15 protein-coding genes are annotated in these 18,575 nt (G+C 37.9%); 13 read left to right on the forward strand and 2 right to left on the reverse strand.

What is annotated here, in order from left to right:
* Window positions 1–2: 2 nt before the first annotated feature.
* The 10 genes from rapZ (at window position 3) to JOC49_RS07570 (ending at window position 13,441) form a co-directional block, all read left to right on the forward strand.
* Entirely contained in the window at window positions 3–869 is an 867-nt protein-coding gene (gene rapZ, locus JOC49_RS07525; RefSeq protein WP_204663961.1) for an RNase adapter RapZ, read from the forward strand.
* On the forward strand, window positions 862–1,836 hold the full coding sequence (locus JOC49_RS07530; RefSeq protein ID WP_204663963.1) for a gluconeogenesis factor YvcK family protein: 975 nt from the start codon (window positions 862–864) through the stop codon (window positions 1,834–1,836). The genes rapZ and JOC49_RS07530 overlap by 8 nt, the downstream gene beginning before the upstream one ends.
* A 184-nt stretch (window positions 1,837–2,020) precedes the next feature.
* A complete protein-coding gene (locus JOC49_RS07535) occupies window positions 2,021–3,403 on the forward strand; it encodes a tryptophanase (protein ID WP_204663965.1) in 1,383 nt (460 codons plus the stop codon).
* A 120-nt stretch (window positions 3,404–3,523) separates the two neighbouring features.
* Window positions 3,524–3,946 (forward strand): NUDIX hydrolase, encoded by a 423-nt coding sequence (locus tag JOC49_RS07540; protein WP_204663967.1) that lies wholly within the window; start codon window positions 3,524–3,526, stop codon window positions 3,944–3,946.
* Window positions 3,947–4,900, forward strand: a complete 954-nt coding sequence (whiA, locus tag JOC49_RS07545; RefSeq protein WP_204663968.1) for a DNA-binding protein WhiA — start codon at window positions 3,947–3,949, stop codon at window positions 4,898–4,900.
* The gene (locus JOC49_RS07550; RefSeq protein ID WP_204663969.1) at window positions 4,897–6,153 is read left to right on the forward strand and encodes an extracellular solute-binding protein; all 1,257 of its coding nucleotides are present in this window, start codon (window positions 4,897–4,899) and stop codon (window positions 6,151–6,153) included. The genes whiA and JOC49_RS07550 overlap by 4 nt, the downstream gene beginning before the upstream one ends.
* A gap of 9 nt (window positions 6,154–6,162) precedes the next feature.
* The gene (locus JOC49_RS07555) at window positions 6,163–9,636 is read left to right on the forward strand and encodes a DNA polymerase III subunit alpha (RefSeq protein ID WP_204663970.1); all 3,474 of its coding nucleotides are present in this window, start codon (window positions 6,163–6,165) and stop codon (window positions 9,634–9,636) included.
* 19 nt (window positions 9,637–9,655) lie between these two features.
* Complete coding sequence (gene pfkA, locus JOC49_RS07560; protein ID WP_204663971.1) at window positions 9,656–10,615, forward strand: 6-phosphofructokinase; 960 nt, start codon at window positions 9,656–9,658, stop codon at window positions 10,613–10,615.
* Between the two features lie 28 nt (window positions 10,616–10,643).
* On the forward strand, window positions 10,644–12,404 hold the full coding sequence (gene pyk / locus JOC49_RS07565) for a pyruvate kinase (RefSeq protein WP_204663972.1): 1,761 nt from the start codon (window positions 10,644–10,646) through the stop codon (window positions 12,402–12,404).
* 11 nt (window positions 12,405–12,415) lie between these two features.
* On the forward strand, window positions 12,416–13,441 hold the full coding sequence (locus JOC49_RS07570) for an aldo/keto reductase (protein ID WP_204663973.1): 1,026 nt from the start codon (window positions 12,416–12,418) through the stop codon (window positions 13,439–13,441).
* 75 nt (window positions 13,442–13,516) lie between these two features.
* Here JOC49_RS07570 and JOC49_RS07575 read toward each other — a convergent pair whose 3' ends face one another.
* Complete coding sequence (locus JOC49_RS07575) at window positions 13,517–14,800, reverse strand: GerMN domain-containing protein (RefSeq protein ID WP_204663974.1); 1,284 nt, start codon at window positions 14,798–14,800, stop codon at window positions 13,517–13,519.
* A gap of 31 nt (window positions 14,801–14,831) precedes the next feature.
* On the reverse strand, window positions 14,832–15,800 hold the full coding sequence (locus JOC49_RS07580) for a hypothetical protein (protein WP_204663975.1): 969 nt from the start codon (window positions 15,798–15,800) through the stop codon (window positions 14,832–14,834).
* A 94-nt stretch (window positions 15,801–15,894) separates the two neighbouring features.
* On the opposite strand from JOC49_RS07580, the gene JOC49_RS07585 reads away from it, so the two are divergent.
* The 3 genes from JOC49_RS07585 to JOC49_RS07595 are packed head-to-tail and all read left to right on the forward strand — an operon-like array spanning window position 15,895 to window position 18,566.
* Complete coding sequence (locus tag JOC49_RS07585; RefSeq protein ID WP_204663977.1) at window positions 15,895–16,995, forward strand: coiled-coil domain-containing protein; 1,101 nt, start codon at window positions 15,895–15,897, stop codon at window positions 16,993–16,995.
* Window positions 16,996–17,007: 12 nt separating this feature from the next.
* Window positions 17,008–17,676 (forward strand): cell division ATP-binding protein FtsE, encoded by a 669-nt coding sequence (locus JOC49_RS07590; protein WP_204663979.1) that lies wholly within the window; start codon window positions 17,008–17,010, stop codon window positions 17,674–17,676.
* Between the two features lie 8 nt (window positions 17,677–17,684).
* Window positions 17,685–18,566: a cell division protein FtsX gene (locus tag JOC49_RS07595; protein WP_204663981.1), complete on the forward strand. Its 882-nt coding sequence runs from the start codon at window positions 17,685–17,687 to the stop codon at window positions 18,564–18,566.
* Window positions 18,567–18,575 lie beyond the last annotated feature (9 nt).

An 18,575-nucleotide genomic window follows, 5' to 3' on the forward strand; every position in this document is an offset into this window, starting at 1 on the left:
TTATGAGTTTTATTATAATTTCAGGACAGTCAGGTGCGGGCAAAAGTCAGGCAAAAAAAGTGTTTGAAGATTTGGGATTTTATTGTGTGGATAATTTACCCCCTTCACTGATTCCCAATTTTCTTGAGCTCATTGAACAAAGTAATGAAAATTTAAGTCATGTTGCTCTGGTAATGGACATTCGTGGCGGCAAATTTTTTAAAGATCTTGAAAAAAACTTGGTGTTAATGGACGAAAAAAAATACAAGTATCAAATCTTTTATTTTGAAGCAGATGATGACGTTCTTTTGAAACGATTTAAAGAAACAAGGCGAACACATCCGGTGGATCCAAGTGCCCGTATTGAAGATGCACTTGAGAAAGAAAAGAAAATGTTAAATGCTTTAAGAGAACAAGCAAATATTGTAATTAATACAAGCAATTTAAATCATGCAGAACTGAAACAGGAAATTTCAAAACATCTTGAAATGGACGTGAGCAAGAGCCCGATGGCACTAACCTTGATTTCTTTTGGATTTAAACGCGGAATTCCTTTAGATTCTGATTTTGTTTTTGATGTGCGGTTTTTACCAAATCCGTTTTATGTGGAAGCTTTGAGGCTTTATACCGGTAACGATCTGCAAGTATCTGATTATGTGATGGGATTTGAGGAAAGTCAGTTGTTTTTCAATCACATTGTAACTTTACTGGATTTTGCCTTTTCTAAATTTCAGCAAGATGGTCGAATGCAATTGGTTGTTTCTGTGGGATGCACAGGGGGACAACATAGGTCAGTGACCTTTATTAATCGATTGGCAGACTATTATCAACAAAAAGGCCATCCTGTGCAAAAAGTTCACCGAGAAATCAAAGGAGCGTCTAATGATTAACATAGTTGCGCTTGGTGGTGGAACGGGTCTTTCAGTTATTCTTCGAGGACTTAAAGAAATCTCAAACCAAATTACAGCCGTTGTGACGGTTGCCGATGATGGGGGCGGTTCAGGTGTTTTGAGAGAGGACTTGGGCATGTTACCGCCCGGAGATGTTAGAAACTGTATATTAGCCTTGGCCAATAAAGAACCAATTTTACAGGATCTATTTCAATACAGATTTTCAGAAGGACGATTAAAAGGACAAAATTTTGGGAACTTAATGATCGCTGCAATGGTGGGGATTTCAGATAATTTTGAAACCGCGATTAAAAAAATTGCAGATATATTTGCCATCACAGGAAAGGTGTTACCTGTGTCTGAGGAAGACATCACCCTGTATTCAAAATTGGAGGATGGTACAATTGTTGCTGGGGAATCCAATATTCCTTTTGAATCAATTAAGCGAAAATCTAGAATTGCATCTATATGGATAGAGCCAGAAGATGCACGAACTGGAAATCAAGTTGTGAATCGACTAAAAGAAGCGGATATGATTGTTTTGGGGCCTGGAAGCTTGTTTACAAGTATTATTCCGAATTTATTGATTCATCAAGTTGTGTCTGCCATAAATGAAAGTCCTGCAAAGATCTTTTATATTTCAAATGTGATGACACAGCCTGGGGAAACCGATGGTTTATCGGCAGGTAAGCATGCTGAGTTGGTTTTAAAGCATACACAATTAAATCGTATAGACTACTTGGTAGCAAATGACGGCAAATTGCCTAAGGACGTTGAAAAAAGATATCAAAATGAATCAGCAGAACCTGTTCTTATAACAGAACTGGACTGTCAGTATTTGAAAGAAAAGGGCATAGAATTAATACGCGGTAATTTCGTAGAGGTTAAAAAAGGCTATGTAAGACATGATGCAACTGAAATTAGCAATAAGCTATTGGAACATATCGAACGTGTTTATAACCGGTAGGGCGTCAATATTTAATTTTTAGTTTTTCTTTAACAGCAGATTGATGTATAATTAAAGAGACAAAAAAATTAGCAGCCATATTATTTTTTTGTAAGACTCAGTAGAAATGACAGTGTGATTTGCAAAGGTAATGCTCTTATCTTTTAAAAAATTCACCTTTATAAAAATTAAAGGAGGTTTTTTTATGGCTAAAAGAGTACCAGAACCATTTAAAATTAAAATGGTAGAGAAAATTAGTATTATCCCAAAAGAGGAACGTGAAAAGCGTCTTGTTGAAGCTGGATACAACCCATTTTCACTTCGTGCTGAAGATATTTACATTGATCTTTTAACCGATAGTGGTACAGGTGCTATGAGTGACCGCCAATGGGCTGCAATTATGATTGGAGACGAATCTTACGCAGGTAGCCGTTCTTTTTATGCATTGGAAGAAGTGGTTCAAAAAATCACAGGGTATAAATACGTTATTCCGTCACATCAAGGACGTGGTGCGGAGCAGGTAGTCCTTCCAAATTTAATTCAGCATAAGGGTCAAATTGTACTGAACAATATGCACTTTGATACGACTATGGGGCATGTATTGTTAGCAGGTGGAAAGCCGGTTAATCTAATTGACGCAAAAGCATTTGATACAGAAACTTATGATGATTTTAAAGGAGATTTTGATTTGCCGGCATTAGAGTCTTATATTGACACACATGGTGTCGAAAATATAGCAGCTCTAATTATTACTGTTACGTGTAATTCATCTGGCGGACAACCTATTTCTATGGCGAATATCAAGGCGGCAAGTGAGATTGCACACAAAAAAGGATTGCCAGTATGGATTGATGCAGCTAGATATGCCGAAAATGCTTATTTCATTAAAACGCGTGAAAAGGGTTATGAAGACAAAACGATTCTTGAAATTTCTCAAGAGATGTTTGGTTATGCAGATGGCATGATGATGAGCGCAAAAAAAGATGGCATTGTGAATATGGGTGGCTTAATTGCCATTAAAGAGGATGAAGAATTCTACAACATTTGCAGATCTACAGTTGTGCCAATGGAAGGATTTCCAACTTATGGTGGATTGGCTGGAAGAGACATGCAGGCTTTGGCTGTTGGTCTTGAAGAAGCGCTGGAGTATAGCTATCTTGACTATAGAATTAGTCAAGTTAAGTACTTAGGAGATCGACTTAGAGAAGCCGGTGTTCCGATTCAATATCCAACTGGAGGCCACGCTGTGTTTGTGGACTGTAAAAAATTATGTCCTCAGATCCCGTATTATGAATTTCCGGCTCAGGCTGTGTGTAATGCAGTATATATTGAAAGTGGTGTAAGACCTGTTGAAATCGGTTCGTTTTTATTGGGAAGAGACGATGAAACGGGAGAGCCTCTTGAATCTCCACTTGAATTGATGCGACTTACGATTCCAAGAAGAGTCTATACAAATGATCATATGGATTATATTGCAGAGGCTGTTATTAAAGTTGCAAAATATGCGCATACCTTAAAAGGTTTTGAATTTGATTATGAGCCAAAAGTATTGAGACATTTTACAGCTAAATTAAAGCCTGTAAAGTAAGTCAAATAAATAAAGAGATGTATTGCCAAAATCAGTGGATGGAAACGCTGACAGGTTTGGTAATACATCTTTTTTTATGGTATACTTATAGTGAATTACTTTGTGTGGGAAGGTGATGATTTGAAAAGAGTATACAGTGCTGGAGGTGTTGTTGTTCTTGGGAACAGCATTCTTATGCTCCAAAAAATAAACGGTGATTGGGTGTTGCCTAAAGGAAAAATTGAAAAAAATGAGTCTACGGAAGAAGCAGCTAGCCGGGAGGTTCGTGAAGAAGCCGGAATTAAAACAAAAATACTCAGTCCAATAGGTGAAACGTCTTACCGTTTTAAGAATTATTGGTCGAATAACCATGTTATTGAAAAAAAGGTTGTTTGGTATCTTATGAGAGCTTTAAACTCCAACACACATCCACAGAGAGAAGAAGGATTTGTAGACGCTAAATTTATTCACGTGGACAACGTTATTGCCCTTGCTAAATATGATGATGAACGCGACATACTGATTCGCGCGCTGGAGATTATTGAAACGATGGAAGGTGAATAAATGTCATTCTCATCAAAAGCCAAAAATGAACTGGCATTGATACGTACTGAAGCAAAGTGTTGTAATCGGGCTGAACTTTCAGGTATTATCCGGGTTAGTGGTGCTTTGGAATTCGGTGGATTAACGGTTATAAATCTTCGCATTACAACAGAAAACCCTGCTGTTGCACGATTGGTATTTATCTTGCTGAAAAAAGTATATAAATTGCATTCAGGGTTGGTAATGAAGGAAAATAAGATGCTGAATAAGCATCATCTGTACGAGATTTATATTGAAAAAGCAAATGATATTTTGTTGGATTTGGATTTACTCAGATTAGAGGGAGATAGTATTTTACTGAATGATGCTTTTCCTGAAAAACTTGTCTCAAAAAAGTGTTGTAAAAAAGCATATTTGAGGGGTGTTTTTTTAGGTGGTGGTTCTATAAGTGCGCCAGAAAAAAGTTATCATATGGAGTTGATTACCCATAATCAAACCTACGCAGAGCAATTGGCTGACTTTATGAACAGTCAATTTAATCTTGGAGCAAAAACCACGCTTAGAAAGAAAAATTATATTGTTTACTTGAAAGAGAGCGAGAAAATAGTCGATTTTCTAAATGTAATTGGTGCCCATAAAACGCTTTTGGATTATGAAAATGTTCGAATTATTAAACAAATGCGAAACAATGTAAATCGAGTTGTAAATTGTGAAACTGCAAATTTAAGCAAGACCATTGATGCCGCTTATGAACAAATAGCGGCTATCCGAATTTTAGACGATCATATTGGACTTGAAGCCCTTCCTGAAAGGCTAAGGGAAATTGCAAGAATAAGAGTGGATAATCCTGAAGCATCATTGAAAGAATTAGGAGAATTGGTATCGCCACCAATTGGAAAATCCGGCGTTAATCATCGATTAAAAAAAATATTGGAAATGGCAGAAAAATATAATATTGGAAGAGGTATGGTATGAGAAAGTTTAACGTTATTCTATTGATTCTAGTTGGCGTTCTGTTTTTGGCGGGTTGTGAATTGCCTGATGATATTTCTAAAGGGAATGATCCAAATCTCAAAAACTGGGAACTTTTGGCCGAAAGTGCTGAAAACACAAGTGTTACTCTAGTGACAGATTATGAAGATCCTGTTGTTTTAGAGTGGTTAAAGAAAGAATATGCAGATTTTCTGAAAGCGGAATATGACATTGAACTTAATGTTGTGGTTCAATCTTATCAAAGGATGTTAGAAATCCTGTCAGAAGATCAAGCACTTGAAAACAATGAAGGACGTTATGACTTAATCTTGCTTCGTGAAGAGGGTTTTTCTGAACTTCATAACAAGCAATTGTTATATGGCCCCTTTTATGACAGCATGCCCAATTTCAGTACGTATGTAGATACAAATCTGTTTGAATTTAAGTATAAAGAAGGGCTTTTGGTTGAGGGATATCTGGTGCCTATCGGTCGAAAGCAATTGTCTATGATTTATAATCAAGATATTTTTTATGAGCCACCTGCAGACTATGATGATTTGATGACTTTTGTCAAAGAATACAAGCGATCTTTTGTTTATCCAGACCCAAGAGCATCTGAAGTAGGTATGAATTTTGTCGTAGGATTAGCCGTAAGAAATGCAAACTACGAGAAGCTTTTGGTGGCTAAAACAGATCAAGAAGTTGCCCAATTAATTGGAGATGGACTTGAACTTTTAAACGATATTGAGCCCTATCTGTATGAAACTGGGGAATGGTACCCAGAATCCATAAGTGATATAGAAGACCTCTTTATTGAGGGAGAATTGGTATTTTCTATGAGTATGAACTATGATTATGCCACTCAAATGGCGAGAGATTATATTTTTCCAGAGGGTTCTGCTTCTTTTATATTTGAAGGTGGAACGACTGGTCCGGTTGAATGGGCAGGAATCCCATTTAACGCACCAAATAAATCAGGTGCAATTGTTGCCATTGAAGCTTTTCTTTCACCAGAAATACAAGGATCAAGATACGATGAAAAGCACGGTGGATACTTGCCAATTTATACAGTAGGCCATACGCCAGAAGAGGCGTTTTCAGAATTAGACACTGTACGGGTACGGTCCACGTCTGTTAAGTACGAGACGTTTTTAAATTCGAGAATTGGCGACTTGCCAAAGCCAGTGAAAGAGATGATTATAGATCTTTGGGAAGAAAACGTATTGGATGATCATTCCGAATCTCCCGAGTTATAAGGAGCCTTTATGGACAAATCAAAATTCGTGCACCTTCATTTGCATACGGAATACAGTTTGCTTGATGGATTTGCAAGAATAGATAAACTGTTCCAGCGTGTTAAGGAATTAAATATGGACACGGTTGCTATTACAGATCATGGCGTGATGTTTGGCGCAGTGGAATTTTATAAAGCTGCTAAAAAACATGGGGTTAAACCTATTATTGGCTGTGAAGTTTATGTGGCGTCCAGAAGTCGATTTGATAAAGTGCCTACTGTGGATAAGAACAGTGGGCATTTAATCCTACTTGCACAAAACAAAACAGGGTATCAAAACCTAATTGAATTGGTGTCCAAAGGGTATACTGAAGGTTTCTATTATAAACCGAGAATTGATTATGAGTTGTTGGAGGCCCATGCAGAAGGCTTGATTGGTCTAAGTGCATGTTTGGCTGGTGATATCCCGAGGCTTATTTTGAATGGAGATGAAAAGGGCGCAGAGCAGTTGGCTTTGAGACTTAAAGCCTGTTTTGCACCGGGAAATTTTTATTTAGAATTACAAGACCATGGTTTAAGGGAACAACACCTTGTAAATCAGAAATTAATAGCCTTTTCCAATCGACTAACCATTCCACTGGTGGCTACCAATGATGTCCATTACTTAAATCAGGAAGACGTCGAAACACATGATATTTTACTTTGTATTCAAACGGGTAAAACCCTATCGGATCGTGACCGTATACGATTCCCAAGTGATGCTTTTTACCTCAAAAGTCCTGAAGAAATGAGATCAATTTTTGGATCACATCCTGAGGCACTTGAAAACACATTAAAAATAGCTGAAAAATGTAACTTTGATTTTGATTTCGATGCCATGCACTTGCCGGCATATCAATTGAATGGCGGAGAAACCGCACAAGAGAAGTTAATAACTTTATGTACCGAAGGACTCTATCAAAAGTATTCTGTTACAAGTATGCACTTGGAACGTATGCAGTATGAATTGGATACAATCCATGCAATGGGTTATGATGATTATTTTCTTATTGTTTGGGATTTTATTAAATATGCTAAAGAACTTGGTATTTTTGTTGGACCTGGACGTGGTAGTTGTGGTGGCAGTTTAGTTGCTTATATATTGGATATTACTGAAGTGGATCCTTTGAAATACGATTTGATTTTTGAACGGTTTTTAAATCCTGAACGTGTTACAATGCCTGATATTGATATTGACTTTGAAGACGATAGACGGGGAGAAGTAATTGACTATGTGATACAAAAGTATGGGAAAGAGCGTGTCGCTCAAATTATAACTTTTGGAACAATGGCGGCGCGTGCTGCCATAAGAGACGTGGGCAGGGTAATGGATATTCCTTATCAAGAAGTTGACCGTTTGGCCAAAGAAATTCCCATGGAAATTGGAATGACATTGGAACGTGCATTGCATAAAAGTCCAAAGTTAAATACTCTGCTGGCGTCAAATGTGACTTATCAGCACCTAATGAAATCTGCAATTAAGTTGGAAGGGATTCCGCGTCACGCATCTACGCATGCAGCGGGAATTGTAATTTCCAAAGAATCTATTGACCATTATGTCCCCTTATATGTTCAGGATGATAATGTTACAACACAGTTCAACATGAATCTTATTGAAGAGCTTGGATTGTTAAAAATGGATTTTTTAGGTCTTAGAACATTGACAGTTATCAAAAATGCTTTAAAATTAATTGAAGAGACTCAATCGGTTAAATTGGATCTTTCATGTATACCGTATGATGATGCGGGGGTTTATCAAATGATTGGAAAAGGAGATACTTTAGGCCTTTTTCAACTTGAATCTGCTGGATTTAGAAGATTCATGCGTGACTTAAAACCCACCGTTTTTGAAGATATCATTGCCGGGATATCTTTGTACCGGCCGGGACCGATGGATTCAATACCAATGTACATCCGCAATAAAAATGACCATTCTTTGATTCAGTACAAAACCGAACGCCTTAAATCTATTTTAGATGTAACTTATGGGTGCCTGGTCTACCAAGAACAGGTTATGCGAATTGTTAGAGAACTGGCAGGGTATAGCTATGGGCGTAGTGATATTGTAAGACGTGCAATGAGCAAAAAGAAAATGGATGTTATGGCACGTGAGCGACAGTATTTTGTTCAAGGCTTGACAGATGAATCTGGAGAAATATTAATTCAAGGCTGCAAACGAAATGGCATTGATGAAAACACAGCCAATTCTATTTTTGATGAGATGATTGATTTTGCAAAGTACGCTTTTAATAAGTCTCATGCAGCTGGCTACGCCATTATTGCCTACCAGACAGCATATCTTAAATACCATTGGCCTACTGAATTTATGGCCGCTTTGATGACGAGTATAATGGGGAATCATTCGAAGTTGGCAGCTTATATCCAAGATGCAAAAGACCATCAGATTAAGGTGTTACCGCCTTCTGTAAATCATAGTATGGCTGGATTTTCTGTTGAAAATGGGACGATTCGATATGGCTTAAATGCAATAAAGAATGTTGGTCGTGGTGTGATCGAAGCCATTATAAAAGGGAGAACCGGAGAGCCCTTTAAAGGATTTTATGATTTTTGTGAACGCGTCGATGTATCAGAACTCAATAAAAAAGCGGTTGAAAGTCTGATTAAGTCAGGAGCTTTTGATGAATTAGGCCACAAAAGGTCACAAATGCTGGCAATATTTGAACGGGTTGTAGATGGCATGCACGCTTTAAATCGTAGAGGTGCTCAAGGACAAGTTTCCATATTTAATATGGAAAATGCGGCATTTACAAGTGAAGACGTTGGAAATGAAATGCCAGATATTCCAGAATTAAGACAATCAACATATTTACAGTTTGAAAAGGAAATGTTGGGTATTTATTTGACAGGTCATCCATTAGAGCCTTACAAACTATATTTGGAACAAACGGTTAATGCAAATCTACTTGAAATAAAGGAATCCATAAAAGAAGAAACGCCTATTGTCAGGGATGGCGACCGGATTGTAGTGGGGGGCTTGATTGCGGATTTAACAACAAAGCTGACCAAACACAGTCAATACATGGCTTTTTTGACACTTGAAGATTTGTATGAGCAAATGGAAATAATTGTTTTCCCGAAAGTTTATGACCGTACACGAGACTTTTTAAAGAAAGAAGCAACGGTACTTATTCATGGTAGAGTCACTGTGAAAGAAGATGAAGATCCCAAATTGGTTGCTGAACAAATTGTTATGTTGGATGAACTTAAGTTGAAGGAAAAACCCAAAAAGGTGTATGTTAAAATTTCAGGTAATAAACAGACGCTACTAACGCGGTTGAATGATGTTTTGGCACAAGAGACAACTACTGGAAAACCTATGGAAGTGATTTTTTATGTGGCAGAGACAGGTGAAAAGCTTAGGTATAAATCGAAAGTCAAAGTGTCACGAAAATTATTGGAACAGATTCAAGCAATTGTAGGTGAAAAAAACATTAAGATTCAGTAAGTAAGCAAGGAGTGATGGAATGAAACGAATCGCAGTATTGACCAGCGGTGGAGATGCACCGGGCATGAACGCTGCCATCCGTTCGGTTGTTCGCACGGGAATATATCATGGCTTGGAAGTGGCCGGCATTTATCAAGGATACCGTGGACTGATAGCTGGGGATATAGAGATGCTTAAAATTACCTCTGTTGGGGATATTATCCACAGAGGTGGAACGATGCTTAGAACTGCAAGATGTGAGGAATTTAAAACAGATGCAGGATTTGAGCGTGGTTTAAATATGCTAAAAATGTATAATATTGAAGGACTTGTTGTTATTGGTGGTGATGGCTCTTTTCAAGGTGCGAGACGGCTTTCAGACGCAGGTTTTCCAACAATTGGAATTCCCGGGACCATTGACAATGACCTTGCATACACAGATTTTACACTGGGATTTGATACAGCTTTAAATACGGTGGTAAATGCAATTGGTCATATTCGAGACACATCGTCGTCACATGGGACTGTTAATGTTATAGAAGTCATGGGCAGGGACTGTGGTGATATTGCGCTATATGCTGGTCTTGCAGGGGGCGCAGAAGCAGTAATCATACCGGAATTGGATTATGATATAGATGCACTCTGTCGCACAATTATTCATGGTAAAAAACGGGGAAAACTACACAGTATTATTCTATTGGCAGAAGGGGTTGGAAAACCGTATGAATTGGCTGAAGAAATCCATCGTAAGACCAGTTCAGATGTAAAAGTGAGTGTAATAGGCTATTTACAACGTGGGGGTACACCAACGCCAAGCGACCGAATTCTTGGAAGCCGTATGGGTGCACATGCAGTGGATCTTTTGAGAACAGGCTCTGAGGGACGTGCTGTTGGTATTAAAGGTAATGAAATGATAGATATTCCTTTGGAAGAAGCAATTATGATGAAAAAGGATTATGATAAGGGTATTTATGAACTTGCGAGAATATTGGCCATTTAGTGTCAATTCACAAAATTAGGAGGATTATATGTTAAGAAAAACAAAAATAGTGTGTACAATCGGACCAGCGAGTGAGCGTAAGGAAGTATTTAAGGAACTTGTAAACAGCGGATTAAATGTAGCCCGTCTAAACTTTTCGCATGGTGATCATGAAGAACATTTGGGACGCATGAACACCATTAAGGAAGTTAGGAGAGAATTGGGCAAACCTGTTGCAATTTTATTGGACACCAAGGGGCCTGAAATTAGGACTGGAAAATTTGAAGAGCCAGTATATACATTGGTTGAAGGACAAGAATTTACATTGACCACTGACTCTTTTTTGGGCACTCAAAACAAGTGTCAGATTTCATATAAGGGGTTGCCGGATGATGTCGTTGTTGGCGATAAAATCCTTATTGATGATGGTTTGATTGAACTTGAAGTGCTTTCAAAATCTGAAACAGAAATTCTTACAAAAGTTCTAAATGGTGGTGATGTTAAGAATAACAAGGGTGTAAATGTACCTGGTGTAAGCATTAAGCTCCCTGCAATTACAGAAAAAGACATCAATGACATTAAATTTGGAATTTCACAAGGGATTGATTTTATTGCAGCCAGCTTTATTCGTAAGGCAGCAGATGTTATGGAAATTCGAAAGGTTTTGGAAGAAAACAATGGCCACGGCATACACATTATTTCTAAAATTGAAAATCAAGAAGGTGTGGATAATTTAGAGGAAATCTTGGAAGTATCAGATGGGCTTATGGTAGCTCGAGGAGATTTAGGGGTTGAGATTCCCACTGAAATGGTTCCAATTGTTCAGAAAAAAATGATTGAACTATGTAATAAAGAAGGTAAACCGGTTATTACAGCAACACAAATGCTAGATTCTATGATTCGCAATCCAAGACCGACAAGAGCTGAAGCGACAGATGTTGCCAATGCTATTTTTGATGGGACAGATGCTGTTATGCTATCTGGTGAAACAGCTGCTGGAAAATACCCAATTGAAGCGGTACAAACCATGGCAAAGATTGCAATTGAAGCAGAACGTGCTTTGAACTACAAAGAAGTCCTCCAAAAGAGAATTCAACTATCTGATGAATACGGGGTTACGTATGCGGTAAGCCATTCTACTGCCACATCTGCTTTAGATTTGGATGCATCTGCAATTATTACTGCAACTTCTTCAGGGTACACGGCTCGAAAAGTTTCTATGTTAAAACCAAAGGCGCCAGTTATAGCGTGTACGGTTTCAGATGAAGTGTGCCGAAAATTGGCACTTGTATGGGGCGTATTTCCGCTTGTCATTGGGGATGCGGATTCAACGGATTTGATTTTTGATTTGTCTGTTCAAAAAGCAAAAGCTCATGGTTTTGTAACAGAGGGCGATTTGGTCATTATCACAGCAGGGGTTCCTGTAGGTGTATCAGGGGCTACCAATATTATGAAAATTCATTTGGTAGGTGAAGTCTTAATCAAAGGGACTGGACTTGTGAGAAGTCGTATTAGAGGAAATGTTTGTGTTGGCAGTACTGCAGACCAACTAAAGGATAAGTTTAAAGATGGTGATATTATTGTGGCTTCTTACACAGACAAAGATATGGTCCCATATTTAGAGAAGGCATCTGGTTTTGTTGTTGAAGAGGGTGGCTATACGTCACATGGTGCAATTGTAGCCTTAAGTTTAAAGAAACCTTGTGTTGTAGGCGCTTCAAATGCCACAGAATTGCTAAAAGACGGAATGGAAGTCACCTTAGACTCTGTTAAGGGGATTGTATATGCTGGTAAAGCCAGAATGTTATAAGTGAGGTTTTTATGAAAACCAGAAAACTTGGCAACACGACTATGGAAGTTTTCCCTGTTGGATTTGGTGGTATTCCCATTCAACGAATTGACTCAACTGAAGTAGGTCCAATTGTAGATGAAATGATTTTAAATGGCATAAATTTCATTGATACGGCAAGGGGTTATACAGTAAGTGAATCCTATTTGGGAGAAGCACTTTCTAGTGGGAAGCGCAAACACTTTTTTTTGGCCACTAAATCTCCTGCAAAGGATTATGAGACGATGAAGGCGGATATTGCCACAAGTTTAGCTGCTTTAAAAACGGACAATATTGACTTGTATCAGTGTCATTTGGTAAAAAATCGTGAAGAATACGATAAAATTGTTTCGGAAGATGGGGCTTATAGAGCACTTGTTGAAGCGCGAGATGAAGGTAAAATTAAACACATTGGTATCACAGCTCATAGCGTAGACTTACTTATGGAAGTTGTTGACCATATGCCGTTTGAAACGCTTCAGTTTCCATACAATATTATTGAACGTCAAGCTGAGATTCTTTTTGAGAGAGCCAAAGCGCGAGACATTGGGGTAATTGTTATGAAACCTTTAGCAGGTGGTGCAATTGACAATGCCCAACTCAGTTTAAAATTCATATTGAATAATCCAAATGTTTCTGTGGTCATTCCGGGGATGGATCATGTTAATCAAGTTAAGCAAAATTCTGAAGTGGCGTCGATGTCATTAGAATTGACTCAGGACGAGAGAGATGAAATTGAAGTGATCAGAAGTTCGCTTGGTGAAACCTTTTGCAGAAGATGTGGCTATTGTCTTCCTTGTGTTCAGGGGATTGATATTCCAACTCAGTTTATCTTAGAAGGCTACTTAACGCGATACAACTTAAAGGAGTGGGCGCAAATCCGATATGACAGTCAATCTGTAAAAGCGGATGCTTGTATTGACTGCGGTGCATGTGAACCCAGATGTCCATATCACTTGCCAATTCGAAAAATGCTGAAAAATGTTTCAGCACAGTTTAAGGCAAACGCAGCATTATAATTTTGGGTAAAAAAAACCCCCGATGAATAGCATTTTACACCTTGTGTGATAGGCTAAGCATCGGGGGTTTTCAGTTTAGTATGCATTCAAATACTTGTAGGCAGTACCGCTGGAAATTTCAGTACCATCAATTTTGATAATGACTTTAGTCACTTCTTTTAAAGAAGTGAATGTTTGAATGAGACTGTCCGTTAAGAGGTCTTGAAATTTTAGATAGACATCACTGAGTTCTATATTAAAATCAAGAATCAGTGTTTCGTTTTCCAACGTATAAGCCATCAAACTTGTATTGGATGGTAACATTTGAATCCATGATTTTTCAAGTGTAACAGGAAGTGCCGTAAAACTTAACCCATCAACAAGTGCGTTTAATCGATCTTCAAATGGCGCATCTTGAGTTTGATTAAGGGGAATTGGCATTAAATAAACAGCTTCAAAATTAGATCTTGTTCCAACAAAAACTGACAGCTCATTTTCATAGCTGTAGACGGTTTCAAGATTAACGTCTTCATAACGACCAGTTGTTTTATCATTGATGACAAATTTGACACCTTCAATATAGCCAAGTGACAAAAGAGATTTAGATACGGATTCTGTTATTAATGGAAATTTTCCGTCAAACCCTTGGAGTTCGTCATCAAAAATATAGACGGAAGCAATACGGTCTCGAATGCGCATTTTAGGCGCGTATGGAACGATAGGAAGTTCACTGTTTAAGCCATATGAAACGCTATCAAAAGCATGAAGTGCGTTATAGAGTGAACGCCAACGATTGTCACCAGGATCAAAGCTGAGGCTAATAGGTACAACTCTTGAGTAGCTTTCATTTGGTACGTAGAGTGTCATATAAGACCCATCTGTATTTGTGGCGCCAGGATAAGTGCCTTTTTCTTTGTAAGTGCTAAGCTGGAGAGTAATAGGATCAACTGGATACAGTTCATTTTGCGACTCAATACGAACTGTGTAGTAGTCTTCAATGTCCAAAGGTAACAGTTCATTTAGTGGAAGTGTTACGTGTAAACCATCATTTGCAATTGAACTATTTGAAAGGGCATTAAGAAGTGGTATATTTTCAATAGATGACTTCTGGCCCTTGTATTCAACGGTAAAGAAAGATGCCCAATCATCTGGAAAATTTCCATTTGAACTGGACAAAACCAAATCCCAGCTTTGGTTCTCTGAAATATGTCTATCCGTCCATGACAAGTGTGGTGGCGTAGGTTCAGCTGTTGTCGTTTCAGTTGGATCTACAATAGGCTGCGTAAGGTTTAAGGATAAAATATCAGTACTCAATGGCAGTGCAGTTGCTAAAAATAATAGTATTAGAATAAAAATAATATTTGTAAAGAATTTAATCATTACACCCTCCTAGTGTTGGCTTATAAGAGTATTATAAATCAATTGGCTTGAGTTTAAAAGAAGTCAACAGAAATTTTACGGTTAAAGTTGCTACAAAGGCAGATATGCCTAATTTTCCACCAAATCCAATGAAAATTGGGAGGGATTGGAAAAACAAAAAACCGCTGAGCCCACCTGCAAATGCATAATAGTGCCATGTAGGTAGGTGTGTTTTGCTGCCCATTCCAACAAAGGTACCACAGTAAATGGAAAGAGACAATAAGGCTGCATAGTTGGGTAAGATTAGTATGAGAATCCATTCTGAAAGTAGTGCAATTAAACTTGACGCTATTACTGTATTGTGATGGAGTCGTCTTGACAGGTAGTCCGTTGCAAGAGCACCAAAAGCACCTGAAAGAACTGTGGGTATCAGCATAAAAGGTGTGTATACCATGTGCGTTATATCAATTCCAGCGCCTATGAAATGAAAAGATTCCAAATTTGATACAAGGGCTGTAAAGGTGACGCCCAAAAAAGCAGTTGTACCAAGTTTGCCACCAATACCTTGAAAGGCCTCCTTACCATATACATATAATAGGCCGGAAATAATGGCAGCCATCAAAAGGTCACTAAATCCAAAAACATGAATGGAAGACATGCCAACAAAGGTGCCTGTAAAGACAGCGACGGCATCTTTTTTTAAAAATTTTGCACCAAGAAGACCTGTAATCGCAGAAGCCATAAGCGGTGAAAATCCTATGTAGGCAAGGCTGTAAGTTATAAAGGCCCCACCAATAACGCTATAAAAGTGCTCAAAAGACCGCTCTGTCGTAGGTGTACAATCTTGAGTCCAGTCCTCTTTTGAAAAGACTATGGTTTCTATGACTGTGGCTGTTGTTGGAATCAGTATCAAAATGACAACTGCAAAATGTGAAAATCTATAGTGTGAAGCGAACATGATTGCACTGTAAAATATAGAAATTAACATATAAAAAAAAGCAGATATTTTCCTTGGACACATAAAAACCTCGTTAAAAGTGTTTGAATTAATCTTTATTGCATTATAACATACAATTTTGATAAAATAAGAATTAATTTGGGAATAAGGTGTAGAGATGAAAACAGTACAATTGCTAATCCTTTGTGGGTTTATTTTGGTTTTGAATTTTGGCGTTTCAAGCGCTGAATTACAGGCATCTCCCTTGGAGATCGAAGATAAACTTGAGATGATGAAAAAGACTGAACAGGAGACCATTGAGACTTTATTTGAATTGTATTCAAAAATGGAATTGGCACAAACTGAAAAAAAGAAAATCGAAAGGGATATTCAAGAATTGACACAAACGCTTAATGGTATTCAACTGGACGTTGATGAAAAAACAAGACAGTTGGATGTCACGAAAGATGCTTTGCGTCAGTCTCTGATATCAAGACAAAAAACAGGAACAGGCTCATTGATTCAAATGATTTTGGAATCTGAACGGATTAAGGACTTTATAGACAGGCTTTATCTAATCCGTGATTTATCAAGACATACAAATGAATTGCTCCTTGCAGTAGAAGACCAAGCAAAACGTTTGACGTTGGAACAAGAAAAATTGCAGGCCTTGCGATCGAGTTTAGAGGATAAAGAATCAGATTTGACAAGACAGATTGAAAAAATCACAACTTCTGTGTTGGAGTTGGAATCGTTTTTAGAAGGATTGACTGCTGAAAAGGCTGTTTATGAAATGTACCTTCAGTCTATTGAAAGTTTATGGAATTCTTTAACGCCTATGTTTACAGATATGGTGACAACAATCAACGCGCTGATTGAACAAGGTGATTTTCCAGAAGATATGATTGAAGTGAACTTTTCTTTATTTTCTGCCAAGGGCGTTTTAAGAGATGCAAAATTTAATTCAGTCCTTATGGAAAAGGAAGCGTTGCCTCAAATGTCTTTTAAATTTTCAGATGAAGGGGCTGTTGTTGAGTTACCAGAATATAAGTTGGTGCTACAAGGGGAATTTTTGATTGAAACGCCTCAAATTATGAAATTTGAAGTTACGGGAGGCACCTTTAACGCATTGCCTATGTCAGAGGCGGCACTTACGGATTTATTTAGTGAAGGTGATCTGATTTTTAATTTAGAAAAACTACTGGGAAAGAATGAAATAAAGCGCATTGAACATAAAGAAGGTTACATGGTTTTAGATGTTGGCATTAAGTTATTTTAGGGGGATGAAAGTATGATTGAAGCCCAAAAAGTAGAACTGATATATCCAGATGGTACTCAGGCAATTAAACCGTTTGATTTGACCATAGGAAAAGGAGAGTTATGGTATATAACAGGACCCAGTGGGTCTGGTAAAACCAGTTTTCTAAAAATGCTGGTTGGTGAAGTGATTCCAACAGGTGGGATTTTATCAGTTCTGAAGACACATATTTCTGAAACGAATGGAAAGTCCATTCGTAGACTTAGGCAAGATATTGGACCTGTTTTTCAAGATTTTAGAGTGCTGGAAGGGCATACTGTTTTTGAAAATATCCGAATAGGCATGCGATTTCTCAAGATTTCTCGTACAGAAATGAATCAAAGCGCTATGGAAATTTTAGGAAGAGTGGGCCTTGAGCATAAGGCAAACACACTTGTAGACCACCTATCCTGGGGAGAAAGACAACGTGTTGGGATAGCACGTGCCAGCGTGAGAAAGCCCAAATTGATTGTAGCAGATGAACCTACGGGAAATTTAGACCATGACAATGCTGTAAAGATTTTGGATTTGCTTGAATCTTTTGTATCCTCTGAAACAACTGTAATCATAACAACACATGCAACCCATTTAATTGAGAAACCATTTGGTCACCAGCTTATCCATATGGATTTGGGAAACATTAAAGTTGAAAGAGAGGTGTAGACTGCGGTATGGGATTAAAAAATACAGGGTATTTTCTAAATGAAATTCGCGTTATTCTTTTAAAAAATAAAATGTCTTCACTGTTGTCTTTTTTTAGTATCATCTTAATTTTTGGAATTGTAATTGTTCTTGTTACAAGTGTTTGGATGTTATCCAACTGGGTGTCAAAAATTCAAGATGAGGCTGAAATAAGTATATTCTACGATCAGTCCTTAGAACCAGTTGAAGTTGATGCGCTTTTCAAGGCCCTACAGGAGGTTTCGGGGATTGAATCAGTCAGATCTGTAACAGCTGATGAAGCCCATGATAGAATGTCGAATTTACTGGATGACCAAGCGCATGTCCTTTTGTTATTTGATGAGACGCCTTTTGAACCTTTTTTTGAAATTACATTTAATTTTGACCATCGTGAAACGATGCTTTTAGCGCTTAAGGACGTCCATGGCATAAGTTATATAAGAGACAATAGAGAGATATTGGATCGATTAGCCGACCTTGAAAAGGTGGCAGAGGGAATGTCGTTAGGTATTGGCATTGCGATGTTGGTTGCTATGTTTATTATAACATCACATGTGATTCGAGAAGGAATAGTGGGAAATTACGAACACATTAAAACATTGAAATTATTGGGGGCGCCAGATTGGTTCATTAACACGCCTTATGTGATTGAAGGTGCAATTTTGACAGGTATAAGTGCACTTATAGCCTATGGATTAAGCATTCCAATTATGGAAAGTATACATCGAGGGGTTGTGGAAACTGTGGTTTTTCTCCCACTTCTGGAGATGAATAAACTCTGGATAAAGTGGGCTTTATATGGTTTGCCTACAGCGTTTGTTTTAGGTCTATTGTCCAGTTATTTCAGTTTAAAAACCCCAAAGACCACATAAAGGGCTTCG

It is taken from the genome of Fusibacter tunisiensis (assembly GCF_016908355.1).
Lineage (GTDB): Bacteria > Bacillota > Clostridia > Peptostreptococcales > Acidaminobacteraceae > Fusibacter_D > Fusibacter_D tunisiensis.